A 17,733-nucleotide genomic window follows, 5' to 3' on the forward strand; every position below is an offset into this window, starting at 1 on the left:
GGTACGTCGACGGTCGGCGAAGCGCTGACGGGCAGCTACACGTATGGCGACGCAGACAACGATCTGGAGGACACACCGGCGTACAAGTGGTATCGCGGAGACAGCGCGAACGGCACGGGGAAGACCGAGATCGGGGGCGCGACGTCGGCAAGCTATACGCTGACGGCCGAAGACCAAGGCAAGTACATCTTCTTTGAAGTGACGCCGAAGGCGAAGACGGGCGTACTGTCCGGGGATGCGAAGGTCAGCGCGGCAGCCGGTCCGATCGCAGCAGCGAACGTCGCGCCGGTAGCGACGGGTGATACGAAGCAAACGAACATGAATACCGCAGTTAGCGGAACGTTGAGCGCCAGCGATGCGAACGGGGACACGCTGACGTACAGCAAAGTCACTGATCCGGCGCACGGCACAGTGACGGTGAACAGTAACGGCACGTACACGTACACACCGACTGCGGGCTATACCGGCCCGGACAGCTTCACGTTCAAAGCATACGACGGCAAAGCCTACTCGAACACGGCAACGGTGACGATCAACGTCAATGCGCCGCCAGTGGCGACGAATGTACAAGTTAGCGGGACGCCGACGGTTGGCGAAGCGCTGACGGGCAGCTACACATATGGTGACACAGACAACGATCTGGAGGACACACCGGCGTACAAGTGGTATCGCGGAGACAACGCAAACGGCACGGGGAAGACCGCGATCGGGGGCGCGACGTCGGCAAACTATACGCTGACGGCCGAAGACCAAGGCAAGTACATTTTCTTCGAAGTGACGCCGAAGGCGAAGACCGGCGTACTGTCCGGGGATGCGAAGGTCAGCGCGGCAGCCGGTCCGATCGCGGCAGCGAACGTCGCGCCGGTAGCGACGGGTGATACGAAGCAGACGAACATGAATACCGCAGTTAGCGGAACGTTGAGCGCCAGCGATGCGAACGGGGACACGCTGACATACAGCAAAGTCACCGATCCGGCACAGGGCACGGTGACGGTGAACAGTAACGGCACGTACACGTACACGCCGACTGTGGGCTATACCGGCCCGGACAGCTTCACGTTCAAAGCATACGACGGCAAAGCCTATTCGAACGCGGCGACGGTCACGATTGAAGTCAACGCACCGCCAGTGGCGACGAATGTACAAGTTAGCGGTACGCCGACGGTTGGCGAAGCGCTGACGGGCAGCTACACATATGGTGACACAGACAACGATCTGGAGGACACACCGGCGTACAAGTGGTATCGCGGAGACAGCGCAAACGGCACGGGGAAGACCGCGATCGGGGGCGCGACGTCGGCAAACTATACGCTGACGGCCGAAGACCAAGGCAAGTACATCTTCTTTGAAGTGACGCCGAAGGCGAAGACGGGTGTACTGATTGGCTCGCCGGCCGTCAGCGCGGCAGCCGGTCCGATCGCGGCAGCGAACGTCGCGCCGGTAGCGACGGGTGATACGAAGCAGACGAACATGAATACCGCAGTTAACGGAACGTTGAGCGCGAGCGATGCGAACGGGGACACGCTGACGTACAGCAAAGCCACCGATCCGGCACACGGCACGGTGACGGTCAATGCGAACGGCACGTACACGTACACGCCGAATGCGGGCTATACCGGCCCGGACAGCTTCACGTTCAAAGCATACGACGGCAAAGCCTATTCGAACACGGCGACGGTGACGATCAACGTCAACAATCGCGCGCCGATAGCGATTGCGCAAGATGTCATCATCAGCGTCAACGGCGCAGTATACGGCGGCGAGCTGAAGGGAAGCGACCCCGATACGGGCGATACGCTGACCTTCAACAAAGCAACCGACCCTGCGCATGGCACAGTGAAGGTAAACGAAAATGGCACCTACACGTATACGCCAGTTCCGGGCTACAGCGGCTCCGACAGCTTCACCTTCACGGTGACCGACAGCCACGGTGCGACGTCGGCGCCGGCCAAGGTGACGATCGCGATCGCGGAGCCGGGAACCTACGTGATCCGTATGGCGGCCGATCCGGATACGCTCATCGGGGACGGCAAGTCCGAATCCAGGCTGACGGCGACGCTGCTCGACAGCGACGGCAAGCCTGTCGCAGGCGTCACGATCAAGTTCGCCGCACCTTCCGGCACGTTCCCGAGCGGGGATGAGGCCGTGACGAACGCGGCCGGTCAAGCCGTCGTCGTATACCGGACGTCCAAGATATCGAGTACGACGGCCCAGGTAATCAAGGTGACGGCGGATGCGCACGATACGGAAAAGGGAATCTACAGCAGTCAGCAGATTGATGTTACATTCCAGCCTGCTGCGATCCGAGGCGTGGTCGCCTCGACTGTGGACGGCAAGCGTCTGGTCGAACCGGGCGTCACGGTGCGCATCTCGAACGAGCATATCCACTTCTCGGCCGAGACGACGACGGACGAGCTGGGTCAGTATGCCGTTCCGGTGCCCGAGGGAGATCTGATATATAACATCGAGATTATCAAACCGGTCACCGTCGGCGGCGAGACCAAGCAGGTATCGTTCAAGCAGACGGCGTCGGTCGGGAGTATCACCGGGTCGGGGGACGAGTACTTCGACTCCGAAAAGGTCGCGACGGGCATCGTCGTGCTGGCGAAGCCGGACGGCTCGCAGAAGCTGCTGAACGACCAGAATGCCGCCGATCGCGATATCGCGGCGCAGATCAAGATCAAGATTCAGGACCCCGATACCGGCGAATTCATCACGATCAACGGACAGGACGCGTTCGCGCTCGATCCGAGCGGCGTGTTCAGCGTCCCGGGACTGGTCAAAGGCAAGAAGTACGGACTCGCAATCGTGTACAGCCTGCCCGATGCCCAAAACGGCGGAGCGGCCAAGGAGATCATCATGAACGCCGTCGACAACGACGGAACGCTGCCGAGATTCGAGTTGTCCGCGGACGGCGAGCTGAACATTCTCGACGAGTTGATCGACCCGTACGGAGACATCACGGACAAGGTTAGCGGCACCGCAGTCGACGGCGCCAAAGTCGTGCTGTACTACGCGGATACGCCGCGCAACAGAGCTGCCGGCATCACGCCGGGCACGGAGGTCGTGCTGCCTGCCATCCCGGGCTTCGCGCCGAACGACAACGCGAACCCGCAGACAAGCAAGGACGGCGGCAAGTATGCTTATATGGTATACCCGCAGACCGATTATTATCTGATCGTGACGGCTGCCGGCTACGACCAGTACGTCAGCCCGACGATTCCTGTCGAGTTCGCGATCGTACGTCATGACGCGCCGCTGACGCCGCAATCGGGCGGAGGCACACCGCCGCCGGCAACGGTCGAGCCCCAGCCTGTCGGCACGCCGGATCTGATCGTCAATATCTCGATCGACCGCAGCACCTATGAAGAGAGCAGCACGGCGACCGTCGTCGTCAAGTATAAAAACGACGGTACGGCCAAGGCCACGGATGCACAAATCGTGCTCTCGATTCCTGAAGGCGCGGAGGTGCTGGACGCTGCCGGAGGTACGGTATCGGGCGGCGAGATCGTATGGAAGCCCGGAACCGTCGAGGCTGCCGCAGGCGGGCAATATACGGTCAAGCTGAAATGGCCGCAGATCGACGCCGCGGAGCGGATGGCCGAACTGGGCGCGAAGGCAACGGCAGCCAATCAGAAGGCGGATGGCGTCGCCAACGCGGAGGCATCGGTCAAGCTGCTTATTTTCTCCAACCGTTATGGCAACGTCAAGCATACTCGCTACATCTTAGGTTATCCGGACAAGACGTTCCTCCCGAACCGGACGCTGACAAGAGCCGAGCTGGCCGCTATCATCGCCCGTCTGATCGACGGGGGCGGCACGACGCTCAAGGCGCAATACAGCGACGTCCGCGAGAGTCACTGGGCGAGCGGATACATCCGCATCGCTTCGGACAACGGGATCTTTACGGGCTATACGGACGGCAGCTTCCATCCGGACAGCCCTGTCACGCGCGAGGAGCTCGCGGCCGTCATGGTCCGCTATCTCAAGCTGAAGACCGCGAAGCCGCTCGATGCCAAGTTCGCGGACGCGGAGGGCAGATGGTCGTCCTCGGCCATCGAGGCGCTGTCGCGCAATGCGCTGACGACCGGCTATGCCGACGGCACCTTCAAGCCGGCAGCGGCGATCGTCCGTCAAGAGGCGGTCACGATGATTAACCGCATGCTGTACCGCGGTCCGCTCGGCGGCGTCGAGGCATCCTTCCCGGATGTGCCGAAGTCGAGCTGGTCGTTCGGTCAGGTCGAAGAAGCGACGAGATCGCATGAAGCGGCCAGAGCTGCCGACGGCAGCGAGACCATGGTGAACCGCATCGACGACAACGTACAATAACACGCAACAACGATTCAAGCAGGGCCCGTCCGGCAGGTCTCCAGGAGACCGGGACGGGCCCTGTCCTGTTTGCGGCAGCGCATGCATTGATTCATGCACAGACCGCGGCGGGTAATAAATGGAAACCCGAGACTGGCCGCTATACCCGTCGGTGGGCGAGCGCATAAGAATATGGGAGGGGTTAAATACTACTCCCATGGTAAAAGATCAATCTTATCCGTGAGCGACTGCGTTCGTCATACATGCCGTATGCCGTGTCTCGTGCGGCTTCGGGTCATGGTCCAAAACATCTAAGGAAAGCGGGGCATCTCGAACCATGAAAGCAACCGGAATTGTACGCCGCATTGACGACCTAGGCCGCGTAGTCATCCCTAAGGAAATCCGCAGGACGCTTCGCATCCGCGAAGGCGATCCGCTGGAGATTTTCGTAGATCGCGATGGTGAAGTTATCCTTAAGAAATATTCGCCGATCGGCGAGCTGGGCGACTTCGCCAAGGAGTACGCCGAGTCGCTGGCGGAGAGTACGAATCACATCTGTCTCATCTCCGACCGGGATGCGATTATCGCCGTAGCCGGCGTCTCCAAAAAGGAGTACCTGGACAAGGCGATCGGACAGACGCTGGAAACCTGCATGGAAAACCGGAAGATTTTGCTGGAGGCGACGGGCGGACAATTCGATCTGCTGCGCGATCACAACGAGAGTCTGACCTCGTTCGTCGCAGCGCCGATTGTGGCAGGAGGCGACCCGATCGGGACGGTCGTGCTGCTCAGCCGCGAAGAAGGCGTGAAGATGGCGGAGATGGAGAGCAAGATGGTGGAGACGGCGGCCGGATTTTTGGCCAAGCAGATGGAGCAATAAGACGGCGTTGTGACTGGACAGCCATACAAAAGGAGCTTCGCGGACGGAGAGATCCGGATTCGGAAGCTTTTTTTGCATAAATAATTGTTGCAAAGGCTTACACGAGCGCATATAATGAGTTCACGAGCTACCGAAACGTTTTGGAAAGAGGGTGGGTACGTTGACGACAATCAAGGATCTGGCCAAGGCAGCGGGCGTATCCATCACGACCATCTCCCGGGCGCTCAACGGCTACAGCGACGTCAACGAGAAGACCCGCAAGCGCATTCAGTCGATCGCCGACCAGATGGGCTACCGCCCGAATGCGGTGGCGAGGAGCCTGGTGACCAAGAAGACGCGAACGATCGGCGTGATCCTGTCGGAGATCAACCGGGAGGGCGCCAAGGATTCGCTGGCCTTCGAGACGTTGTGCGGGATCAACGACCGGGCTGTCGAGTTGGATTACGATATTCTGCTTTTCAGCACCAATCCGAAAAAACAGCTGTCGAAGTCGTACGCAGATCTATGCAAGGAACGGAACGTCGACGGCGCCATCCTGTCAGGATTGCGGCTGCACGATCCTTATCTCGAGGAGGTCGTGCACAAGACGAACTTCCCGTGCGTGCTCATCGACATTCCGGCTGAGAATCGCAGCGTCGGCCATGTCACGACAGACAATATCCGGGGCGCAGTCACGGCCGTGAACCATCTGATCGGGCTCGGCCATCGCCGCATCGCCATGATCAACGGCCACGACGAGGCAGCCGTCAGCCGGGATCGCCTGGAGGGCTACAGACAGGCGCTCGAGGCAGCCGGCATTCCCTTCGACCCTCAGCTGATCTACAACGGAGGGTTCAAGGAAGAAGGCGGATTCGAAGCGATGTACGGCATCCTGTATCAGCATCCGGATGTGACCGCAGTATTCTCGGCGAGCGACCTGATGGTGCTCGGCGCGCTGCGGGCGCTGGAGAGGCTCGGGCACAAGGCGCCGGAGCGGATGTCGATCGTCGGCTACGACGATATCGCCATCGCCGCGCACTGCTCGCCTCCGCTGACCACCATTCGCCAGGACCGCTACGAGATGGGCTACCAAGCCGCGCAGCTCTTGGTCGATATGCTGGAGAGCCGGGAGGTCGGACGCAAGATCACGCTTCAATCCGAATTAATCGTACGCCACAGCACCGCGCCTTTATCCGGGTAATCGTTTGGCATAAGCCATGATGACTGAGAGGCGTTTTTATTTCCCCGAAAACCGAAACGTTTTGGAAAACCTTGCCGTTCCTTTGCAGGCGGTTAATCGGCATCGATTAGCGCAGCCCGCAGCGGCGGCAGGAAGGAGAATTGCGGCATGAACTACCGGGTGATTAAAGAAAATGATCTCTTCCTGCTGACTGATCTTGCGGGGGATATCGTGCCGCCGCCCGAGGGCGAAGGCGAGGGACAACAGGCAGGCTATGGGCTGTATCGCAGCGATACGCGGTTTCTGAGCCGCATGGAGCTGCTCGTCAACGGCCGCAAGCCGATCGTGCTGTCCTCGGAGGCGGACCAGAATTATGTATCCGAGACGGTGCTGACGAATCCTCATATGGAGGAGGACGGCCGGCTGATCCTGTGGCGCGAATCCGTGGAGCTGCGCAGGGCAAGATTTATATATGGCGACGTCCTGTACGACAAGCTGACGATGACCAACTTCAGCCCGGGTCCGCTCGCCTTCGACGTGACGCTGCGGTTCGAGGCGGACTTCACCGACATGTTCGTCGTCCGCGGCTTCATGGGCGGCAAGCTGGGTTCGCCAGAGCGTCCGCAGGCGGACGCAGGGGAGCTGCGCTTCGGCTACGAGGGTGCCGACGGCGTCCGGCGCGCGCTGCGGATTCGCTGGGACGATCCGGACGCGACGGCAGCGGAGGACGGCACGATCCGCCTGGCCGTGTCGCTGGCGCCCGGCGCGTCCCGGACGTTCGAGCTGCTGCTCGTGCCTTCGATCGGCGGCGCCGAGCCCGGCATCGCGCCCCGCGCGGAAGCGCTGGCGAAGCTGGAAGCCGACTACGCCGACTGGGTGTCGGGGTCCGCGTCGCTTAAGACGGACGTCCCGCAGCTCGACGCGCTGTACGCCCGGGGCCTGCTGGACCTGCGCGTATTGATGAACGACGAGGGGCTCGGCCGCTTCCCCGTAGCAGGATTGCCCTGGTACGCGGTGCTGTTCGGCCGCGACAGCCTGATCACCGCGCTGCAGATGCTGCCGGTCCGCCCGGAGGCGGCGCTGGCGACACTGCGCATGATGGCGCGCTATCAGGGCCAGCGGGACGACGCCTGGCGCGACGAGCAGCCGGGCAAGATCATGCACGAGCTGCGCCGCGGCGAGCTGGCGAACACGAACCAGGTGCCGTTCACGCCGTACTACGGCACGGTCGACGCCACCCCGCTGTTCCTGGTGCTGCTGGCCGAGTACGTCAAGTGGACCGGCGACCTCGCCGCACTGCGCGAGCTGATGCCCAATGTCGAGGCGGCGCTCGGCTGGATCGACCGCAACGCCGAGCGCTCCGGCGGCTTCGTCACCTATCACAGCGAATCGGCCAAGGGCATCGCCAACCAAGGCTGGAAGGACTCGGCCGACTCGGTCGTGCACCGGGACGGCGAATATGCCAGGACGCCGATCGCCCTCGTCGAGGTGCAGGGGTACGTGTACCAGGCGAAGCGGCTGCTCGCCGAGCAGCTGCCGCGCCTGCCGGAGGAGCCGGGCCGCGACTGGCCCGCATATGCGGACCGGCTCGCCGCCGAAGCAGAGGCGCTGCGCGAACGGTTCGAGGCGGCGTTCTGGATGGAGGACGAGGGCTACTACGCGATCGCCCTCGATCGCGACGGACGCCAGGTGCGGTCCGTCACCTCCAACCCGGGTCACGCACTCGCCTCCGGCCTGTTCGCACCCGAGCGTGCCGCCGCCGTGGCGAAGCGGCTCACGGCGCCGGACTTGTTCGGCGGGTACGGCATCCGCACGATGGCCGAGGGGCAGACTGGCTACAACCCGATGAGCTACCACGACGGCAGCGTCTGGCCCCACGACAACTCGATGTGCCTCATGGGGCTCGCCGCCGGCGGCTTCTCCGAACAGAGCGGCACGGTCATCGAAGGCCTGCTGGCGGCCGCCGCACACTTCGAGAACGCCCGCTTGCCGGAGCTGTTCTGCGGCTACGGCCGAGAGCGCGGCCGCCCGGTGCGATACCCGGTCGCCTGCTCGCCGCAGGCGTGGGCGGCCGGCACGCCGCTCGTCATGCTGACGGCGATGCTTGGCCTCGCCATCGACGGGGCGGCCGGCACCGTCCGGCTTGCGCCGGCCTTGCCGCCGGGCATGAACCGGCTCGCGGCGCGCCGCATCCGCCTGGGCGCAGGCGAGCTCGACGTCGACATCGAGCGCGCGGGCGACGGCTGCCGCGTCGAGATCGTGCGCAATACGAGCGGCTTCTCCGTCGCCTTCGCAGCGCGCCAGACCATGGCCGCGAACGCTTGAACATCGGTTTCAGAGGGTCCGCCGCCCATACGGCGCGGCGGATTCCCTTAAACATAAATACACCTAACCAAAGGAGTGTTCGTGCATGAGACAAAGGGGAATGGCATTACTTGCACTCGGTTTGGCTTCTGCGATGGCGGTGACGGCATGCGGAGGAAACAACAAAAACGCAGGCTCGTCTTCGCCGGCTGCGACGGATGCCGCGACACAATCCGCAAGCGCTTCCACCTCGGCAAGCCCTTCGGCATCGCCTGAGGCCAAAAACGTCACGCTGCGCGTCGGCACATGGGACGGCGGCGACGGACTGAAGCAGCAGCAGCAGATCGCAGACAACTACACCAAGGAACATCCGAACGTCAAGGTCAACATCGAATCCGTCCCGGACCAGTACGGTACGAAGCTGCTCACCCAGGTGGCTGCGGGCCAAGCGCCCGATATCTTCCAGATCGGCGACGGCGACGTCAAGATGTTCATGCAGAAGGGCGCGCTTGAAGACCTGACGCCTTATATCCAAGGCTCCTCCGGCATCGACTTGGGCGACTATTACACGAGCGTCCTCGACGTCGGCAAGCTGGGCGACAAATACTACACGCTGCCCAAGGACTATTCCGACATCGGCATCTACTACAACAAGAAGCTGTTCGACGATGCTGGTATGCCTTATCCGCAAGCCGGATGGACATGGGATCAGTTCTACGACACGGCCAAGAAGCTGACGGTTCAAAAGGGCGGCAAGACGGTCCAGTGGGGCGTCAATCTGCCGGGCGGCTGGCTGCGCGCGATTCTGCCGCTCATCAACAGCTACGGCGGCAGCGTCATCAGCCCGGACGGCGAATCGTTCGACGGCTACATGAACAGCGACGGCACCGTCAAGGCGCTCGAGCTGTACCAGGATATGTACCTCAAGGATAAGATCAGCCCGTCCAGCTCCGACTCCGCCGCCTTCCAGGGCGTCGATCTGTTCGCAGCCGGCAAGGTCGCGATGTCGATGACCGGACGCTGGCCGGTGTCCGACTACAAGAAAAACCCGGATCTCAGCTTCGGCGTCGCCCAGATGCCGGTCGGCCCGAGCGGCGCGGCCAACACGATCTGTTATGCAGGCTACGGCCTGTACAGCAAGTCGGCCAACAAAGAAGCGGCATGGGACTATCTGAAGTATCTGACCGGTCCGCAAGGGCAAGAGGTCATGGCCCAATTCGCCTTCACGGCGGTCAAGTCGACGACCGAGAAGCTCGGTCTCGCGACGGATGAGCATCTGAAGCCGTTCCTCGACGATATTCCGAACATCAAGGAATTCCCGGAGAAGACGAGCGAATTCTTCGGCGCTTCCGGCGCCAAGGCGATGCAGACCGTGCTCGACAAGATGATGCTCGGCAAGCCGATCGACGTCAAGAAGGAGCTCGACGCGGCAGCCAAGCAGGCGACGACCGACCTCGCGACGGCCAAGAACCAGTAAGAAGGGCAGAGGGTCCGGCCTGGCGAACAAGCAGTCAAGGCGGACCGGCGGCGCCCCAAGCCGCGACAGCCAAAAGCGACGGCGGGAAGCGAGCTTCCCGCCGCGTTTGCGGCAAACTAGGCGCATGGCATCACCCGAGACCCTTTATACAAAGATGGCTATAAAAATGCATTTAATTCTCGTCCCGGCTGTGGGCGTCATGCGAAGCAGCAATCGATTTTCGGCCTGATTTAACTGCATTTTTGCAGCTATCCGCCGCTCGTCGGCATTTTCAAAAAAAGAAAGAGGTGCAAGCCCATGGAAACGGCAGCGACAGGACCCGACAACAACGCCGGCAAGCGCAAACGCCGCCTCACCAAGGCCGAGCGCAAGGAAGAGAGAACCTTCTACTTACTGACCGGACCGTGGCTGATCGGGCTGCTCGTATTTTTTGCGGTGCCGATGGTCGCCTCCCTCTGGATCAGCCTGAACCAATGGGATATGCTGACGCCGGCCAAGTTCGTCGGCCTCAAAAACTACAACACCGCCTTCAACCACGATCCGCTCTTCTGGCAGTCGCTCAAGGTGACGGCGCTGTACTCGGTTTTATCGGTGCCGCTCGGCCTCATCTCCTCGCTGCTGCTCTCCCTGCTGCTCAACCAGGCGGTGCGCGGCATGCGGCTGTTCCGCACGATCTTCTACCTGCCGGCCGTCGTCAGCGGCGTCTCCGTCATGGTGCTGTGGATGTGGATCTTCAACCCGCAGATCGGCCTGCTCAACACGATACTCGGCTACTTCGGCATCGCCGGACCCGGCTGGATCTTCGATCCGCACTGGGCGCTGCCCTCGATGGTCATCATGAGCCTGTGGTCGACGGTCGGCGGCAGCGTCATCATCTGGCTGGCCGGCCTCAAGGGCATCCCGCCGTCGCTGTACGAGGCGGCCGAGCTGGACGGTGCCGGCGGCTGGCAGAAGTTCCGCAACGTGACGATCCCGATGCTGACGCCGACGATCTTCTTCAACCTCGTCATGGGCATCATCGGCGCCATGCAGACGTTCGGCGAAGCCTACGTCATGACCAAGGGCGGCCCGATGAACTCGACGCTGTTTTTCAACTTTTACCTGTTCGACCATGCGTTCCAGAACTTCAGGATGGGCTATGCCTCCGCGCTCGCCTGGGTGCTCTTCCTGCTGATCCTGGCGCTCACGGCGTTCGTCGTCAAGTCCTCGGCCGCCTGGGTCTACTACGAAGGGGAAAGGAACTGACGCCCTATGACCACTACGAACCGCGGCAGACTGCTGCTTAAAAATTCGCTCATCTACGCCCTGCTCGGCATCGGCTCGCTCGTCATGCTCATTCCTTTCATCTGGATGCTGTCCACCTCGCTCAAGGAGTCGTACCAGGTGTTCACCTGGCCGCCCAAGTGGATACCCGATCCGATCAAGTGGAGCAACTACAAGACGGCGTTCACGAGCCTGCCGTTCGGCCAATGGTTCAACAACACGATCCTCATCACCGTGCTCTCCATCGTCGGCGCCGTGCTGTCCACTATCATCGTGTCGTACGGCTTCGCCCGCTTCAAGGCGAGAGGACGTTCGCTCCTCTTCATCCTGACGCTCGCGACGATGATGCTGCCGGACACCGTGACGATGATTCCGAAGTTTTACATGTTCACCCAGTTCGGCTGGATCAACACCTTCTATCCGCTCATCGTGCCGCTGTTCTTCGGGAAGGCGTACTTCATCTTCCTGCTCCGGCAGTTCTTCATGTCGATACCTACCGACCTCGAGGAGGCGGCCAAGATCGACGGCGCGTCCACCTTCGGCATCCTGCTGCGGGTCATCCTGCCGCTCACCATACCGGCGATCGTGACGATCACGATCTTCCAGTTCAACGACAGCTGGAAAGACTTCATGCAGCCGATTCTGTACCTGAGCAAGCCCGAGCTGTACACGCTGACGCTGGGCATCAACTTCTTCAAGAGCCAGAACAACGTGCAGTGGAACTATCTGATGGCCGCCTCGATGGTGACGATGCTGCCTTCGCTGCTCTTCTACTTCATCGGGCAGAAATACTTCGTCGAGAGCATTACATTGACCGGCATGAAAGGGTGACATGCGATGGCAGCGGCGGGAGGAAAAAGCGGGACGTATCGCTGGATGCTCGGCGTCGGCTGCCTGTCGGCGGCCGCGCTGGGATTGGAGATGGCGCTGACCAACGTATTCGGCGTGCTGCTGCAGTATCACTATGTGTCGCTCGTCGTCTCGCTCGCCGTCTTCGGCATCGGGGCCGGCAGCTACGCGGCCCGAAGACGGGGAACCGCCGCCGTTGCCGCGGCGGAGGCGAGACCGGTACGGCCCGGTACAGCCTCGCCTTCCGCTGAAGCGGACGACGGGGCTCGCGGCGCAGATGCGGCTGCCGCGGACGCCGGCAGGTCGGCCGGCTTCGCGGCGCTCGCGCTCGGCGCATATACCGCCCTGCTGAGCTTCTTCCTCGCGCGGTTCCCGTACGTCGACCAGCTCGCCCTGTACGCGCTGCTGGGCGCGGTGCCGTTCGTCCTGTTCGGCTGGAGCATGGGCAAGGCGCTGTCCGCCGTCACCGCCACGCGCTCGCTGTACGCCGCGGACCTGCTCGGCGCAGGCGTCGGCGTGGCGGCCGCTTACGGGCTGATCCAGCTGTGGGGCGGGCTGCAGGCGATGTTCGCGCTGTCCGCGCCCGCGTTCGCGGCAGCCCTGCTGCTGCTCGCGCCGACCGTTCGCGGCGCCGCAGCGAGCGGCCGCAGGCGGCTCGTGCCGCTGCTGCCGCTGCTCGCGCTGGCGGCGGTGCTCGGCGGGCTGTTCGCCGGCGCCGGCGGGTGGGCGATCGACTTCGCCGGCATGCGCGGCGCGGCGCCCGACAAGACGATCGTCGGCGCGCTCCGCCAGAGCGGCGCGACGCTGGAGCGGACCGAATGGGACGCGTTTGCACGGGCCGACGTCGTCTCCGGGAGCGATCCTGCGCGCAAGACCGTGTTCATCGACGGCGGCGCAGGCAGCTATATGTACAAGTTCGACGGCAACCTCGCTTCGGTGGCGGGGCTCGCCAAAGATATCGAGTTCCTGCCGTTCGCGGCGGGTCCGGCTGCGAAGACCGCGATCGTCGGCGCGGGCGGCGGGCGCGACATCCTGTACGCGCTGCTCGCCGGCGCGAAGCAGGTGACCGCCGTCGAGCTCAGCGACGGCATCGTGCGGGCTATGCGCGAGGACGCCGCCTACAATGGCGGGCTGCTGGACCGCCCGGATGTGACCGCGGTCGTCGGCGACGGCCGCACCGTGCTGGAGCGCAGCAGCGAGCGCTACGACCTGATCGCGCTCGACCTCGTGTACTCGCAGGTCGGCGGCGTGAACGGGCATGCGCTGACGGAGAACTACGCGTTCACGCGCGAAGCGTTCCGCGCCTATCTGGACCGGCTCAACGAAGGCGGCCGGCTCATCGTCATCTCGCACCAGGGCATCGAGGGCGTGCGGGCGTTTTATACCGGCCTCGGCGCCTTGATGGACGAGACCGGATCTGCGCCTTCGGCCGCGGTGAAGCATGCCGCGCTGCTCATGGCGTCGTCCGAGTCCGCCGGTCCGGGACTGACCTTGACCGTCATCCAGCGCTCGCCGCTCGCGGACGCGCAGCTCAATACGCTGCGTGCAGGCGCGCAAGCGCTTGGCTTGCAGCCGCTGTTCCTGCCGGGCTCGAACGAACAATTCCTGCAGCCGCTCGTCTCGGGCAAGCAGTCGTTCGACACGTTCGTGCGCGACAGCGACTACAGCGTGTATCCGACGACCGACGACCGGCCGTTTTTCTACAAGCTGACGCCGGGCATGCCGGGGTCCCTCCAGACCTGGCTGGGCGTCATCGTCGGCCTCACCGCGCTGTTCGCCGTATGGGTATGGTGGCGCGAGGTCGCGCCGCCGAAGCAGTCCGAGGCGGGGATCAGACCGTCGCGGGGCGGGGCGCCGGGCATGCCGGCGCCGGACAGACTGCGCCTTGGCGGCAAGCCGCTGCTCGTCAGCATGCTTGTCGGCATCGGCTATATGTGTCTGCAGGCGGCGTTCATCCAGAAGGCGATGAAGTACGCCGGCAGTCCCGCGGCGGCGACCGCCGTCGTGCTGCTGGCGATGCTCGTCGGCGGCAGTCTCGGCAGCCGGCTCGCCGGGCGGCGGCGGCTGACCGAAGCGGTCGGCGCCGGTGGCGCCGCGCTGCTGATCGTGCTGCTCGCCGTCGCCGAATCGCTGTGGGGCGCGAGCCTGCTCGAGCTGGGGCTCGGCGCCCGGCTGGCGGTGCTGGGAATGGCTGCGGCCGCGCTCGGGCTGCTCATGGGCGTCCCGCTGCCGCTGCGCATGGAGGCCGCGGAGGGCAGGCAGCGCGGCAGCGCGCCGCTATTGTTCGCGGTGAACGGCATCGCGGGCGTGTGGGGCTCCTGGCTCGGCGCAGCGCTGTCGCTCGCCGCAGGCTTGCGCTGGGCGCTCGCGGCGGCCTGCGCCTGCTACGCGCTCGTGCTGCTGCTGTCCGCGCTGCGGCGCGCGCCTGCGCCAGGCGAGTCGCCGGACGCCGGCGGAGCTTAGGGCGGCGGGGGTGCTGTTGCGGCGCGGTGCCGGGCCGGGTGTGCCTGGCGGTGCCGGCACGGATCGAAGCGTAGCGCGATGAGCCGTGCTTGGCCTGGCGGGCGCACCGCCCGAACAGCCTGGATCCCGCGCTGTGCTGCCGGCAGCCGAAGCCGCAAGCGTCCTCGAACGCCAGCGGCGTCTCGCGGCCAGGGCGAACGTTCTGCAGCTCGCTTGATCGCGCCCGGCCACCGCTCCCTTTCTACTCGCACGACCGCGTATATCCCGCATGAACAGGACGATTATGTCCGGCATGCATCTATTTTTCACGAAACCTCGTTTTTGCGCGCCGATAGCTGCTACATGGCAGTTAATTCGCCGATTCGTTTCTCTTTTTCGCCCAATTCCCGTTGTTAGATGTCTTTTGGCAGCTATCGCACGACGAGCTCCTGCATTCGGCGCAATTCGCTGCATATTCGCAACGTTCCGGGCTTCGCAGCAGGCAATCGCGCCTGCCGGGGCCGCGCACACTGGCCGGTCTATGCCGCAGCAGCCGGTATCCAATCGCACATAACGATACGCAACGACGACTGACGACTACGGAAGGAGCATGCAGCGCATGGCACATCAATCGGAGGAAAACTTGCAGCAGGTCGAGACGGCCCTGCGGCTGGACGGACTGGCGGAGGGCCGGGAGACGAAGGAGACGGACGTCATGGATTTATTCGTCTGCGCCGGGCATCGCAGCTCCATGATCGGCGGCCAGGACGGCGGATTTCCCGACTTCGGCCACCATATTCCGGAGGAGATGGGCGGCCTGTGGGCGCATCCGATCAAGCTCATGGACGGCTTCTGGCTTCATCTCGCCGAGAGCGGCGACTCGTCCGGCGGCGTCTGGCTGGAGAAGGCCGATGCGTTCCGCAACTACGCTTACTTCAACGAGCACGATTACAGGCTGAACGGTCTCGGCATCGAGGCCGTCCGCAGCCAGTTCTGCCCGGACGAGCATGCCGGCTTCGTCGTCGAATATCGCCTGCGGGACACGAGCGGCCGCGACCGCGAGCTGACGGCCGTCTTTCACGGCCGGACGGAGCTGCGCCCGGTATGGTTCTCGGAGCAGGCCGGCGTCGTCGACGCGCCTGACGAAGCCCGGGCCGACGCCGCGCTCGGCGCCGTCGTCGCCAGAGACCGCGACCACCCGTGGTTCGTCGCGTTCGGCAGCGACGCGCCGGGCTGCGAGCCCGCTGCGGGCGAAGACGCCGCCGCACGCGACGAGTCGTCGACGCCCCCGCTGCCCTCCCGCCTGCCTACGGCCGGCAACGGCGCATCCGGCAGCCTGCGGCTGCGCGTCGCGCTGCCCGCGAACGGCACGGCCGAGCTGCGGTTCGTTATCGCAGGCTCCGCCCGCTCCGAAGAGGAGGCCTTGGCGGCATTTACGCATATCCGCGAACATCATGCCGCGATGCGCCTCGCCAAGCGGGCGCGCTATGAGTCGCTGCTGTCGCGCTCGGCGCTCGACATTCCGGATGCGGAGCTGACCCGCATTTTCGACTGGGTGAAGGTTCACAACGAGTGGCTTGTCCTGGACGTGCCCGGCGTCGGCAGAGGTCTGACCGCGGGCATCCCGGAGTACCCTTGGTGGTTCGGCTGCGACAACAGCTATGCGCTGCCCGCGCTGCTGGCGACCGGCCGGCAGGCGCTCGCGCTGGAGACGTCGGACCTGATCCGCGAGACGTCCGAGCGGACCAACGGCAACGGGCGCATCATCCACGAGCTGACGACATGGGGACTGGTCGCCAATCCGGGCAACACGCAGGAGACGCCGCATTATATTCAGAGCGTATGGGAGATCTTCAACTGGACGGGCGATTGGGATTACTTGAAGCGCGCCTATCCGACGGTCCGTCAGGGCCTTGAATGGCTGCTCGGCGAGATGGACCCGGACGGGGATCTTCTCCCGGAGGGCTACGGCATCACGGAGATTGAGGGACTCAACGTCGAGCTGATCGACACGGCCGTCTATACGTGGACCGCGCTGCTGGCGGGCGCCGAGATGGCGGCGCTGCTCGGGGACGCGCAGGACGCGGCAGGCTGGCGCGAGACCGCCGCCCGGCTGGCGGACAAGATCAATACGGACCTGTGGCTGGAAGCCGACGGTCTGTACGCGGACGCGATGGCGCGTGTGGCGGCCGTGCGGGAGCGCATGCCGATCTACATCGAGCGGGCCAAGTCCATGGGCGCCGAACGCGCCGTGGACGAGATGCGCGCGATGCAGGCGGACATCGCGGACCTGCCGCCGGACGCGGAGCGTCCGTGGCTGTTCAAGAACTGGGTCATCAACACGCCGATGGAGGCGGGACTGGCGCCGCGCGGCCAAGCGCTGCGGGCGTTGGAACGCATGGGCACCGACGAGTTCACGGGCCCGGCAGGCACGTATCTGTCCGGCATGTACCGGACGCAGATGATGACGATCTCCACGGGCGTGCAGGCGGTGGCCGAGGCGCGTTACGATCGCATGGACGAGGCGCTGCGCTATGTCAAGCTGATCGCTTCCACCTTCGGGCGGCGTCTGCCCGGCTCGATCAGCGAGATGTCGCCGGACTACGGCTGCTTCGTCCAGGCCTGGACGAACTACGGCATCCACTGGCCGATCGTCCGGTTCATGTTCGGCATCGCGCCGCAGGCGCATCGCAAGCGGCTGTCGCTGCGGCCGAGGCTGCCGTCCGCCTGGGGCGAGGCGGCGATCCGGCGGGTCGCCGTCGGCCACGGCGCATGCGCGGCGGAGCTTGATCTGGAGATCGCGCTCGGCGACCGCGCCGATACGTATCGGGTGAAGGTGGAGGGCCAAGGCTGGACCGTGGAGCTGGATCTGCCGCGGGCCGCGGGCGCACGCATCTTCGTCGACGGCAGCCCGGCGGAGCGGCAGGAGGACGGGCCGGACGGAGAGGCGCGCATCGTCCTGGCGGGAGCGGGATCGTACGAGGTCCGCGTCGAGCGGGACATCTGAGCGTTGGTTGGCCGGGGGCGCCGACTGCAAACCGAGTCTTGACA

General features: G+C 64.1%; 9 protein-coding genes. All 9 read left to right on the top strand.

Annotated features, from left to right (window positions below; all coding sequences use genetic code 11):
* A partial coding sequence (locus VQ071_RS28060) for an Ig-like domain-containing protein (protein WP_340518050.1) occupies positions 1 to 4,329 on the top strand: 4,329 nt, incomplete at its 5' end.
* A gap of 316 nt (positions 4,330 to 4,645) precedes the next feature.
* Complete coding sequence (gene spoVT, locus VQ071_RS28065; protein WP_340518052.1) at positions 4,646 to 5,188, top strand: stage V sporulation protein T; 543 nt, start codon at positions 4,646 to 4,648, stop codon at positions 5,186 to 5,188.
* A 160-nt stretch (positions 5,189 to 5,348) separates the two neighbouring features.
* Positions 5,349 to 6,368: a LacI family DNA-binding transcriptional regulator gene (locus tag VQ071_RS28070; RefSeq protein ID WP_340518053.1), complete on the top strand. Its 1,020-nt coding sequence runs from the start codon at positions 5,349 to 5,351 to the stop codon at positions 6,366 to 6,368.
* Between the two features lie 147 nt (positions 6,369 to 6,515).
* Positions 6,516 to 8,672 carry an amylo-alpha-1,6-glucosidase gene (locus VQ071_RS28075; protein ID WP_340518054.1) on the top strand — a complete coding sequence of 719 codons (2,157 nt, stop codon included), beginning with the start codon at positions 6,516 to 6,518 and terminating at the stop codon, positions 8,670 to 8,672.
* A 100-nt stretch (positions 8,673 to 8,772) separates the two neighbouring features.
* A complete protein-coding gene (locus tag VQ071_RS28080) occupies positions 8,773 to 10,128 on the top strand; it encodes an ABC transporter substrate-binding protein (protein ID WP_340518056.1) in 1,356 nt (451 codons plus the stop codon).
* Between the two features lie 297 nt (positions 10,129 to 10,425).
* Positions 10,426 to 11,373: a carbohydrate ABC transporter permease gene (locus VQ071_RS28085; RefSeq protein WP_340518058.1), complete on the top strand. Its 948-nt coding sequence runs from the start codon at positions 10,426 to 10,428 to the stop codon at positions 11,371 to 11,373.
* Positions 11,374 to 11,379: 6 nt separating this feature from the next.
* A complete protein-coding gene (locus VQ071_RS28090) occupies positions 11,380 to 12,222 on the top strand; it encodes a carbohydrate ABC transporter permease (protein ID WP_340518060.1) in 843 nt (280 codons plus the stop codon).
* Between the two features lie 6 nt (positions 12,223 to 12,228).
* Entirely contained in the window at positions 12,229 to 14,703 is a 2,475-nt protein-coding gene (locus VQ071_RS28095; protein WP_340518063.1) for a spermidine synthase, read from the top strand.
* Between the two features lie 598 nt (positions 14,704 to 15,301).
* Positions 15,302 to 17,689 (top strand): alpha-L-rhamnosidase-related protein, encoded by a 2,388-nt coding sequence (locus VQ071_RS28100; protein ID WP_340518065.1) that lies wholly within the window; start codon positions 15,302 to 15,304, stop codon positions 17,687 to 17,689.
* Positions 17,690 to 17,733 lie beyond the last annotated feature (44 nt).

This window comes from Cohnella sp. 56, assembly GCF_037963805.1.
GTDB lineage: Bacteria > Bacillota > Bacilli > Paenibacillales > Paenibacillaceae > Cohnella.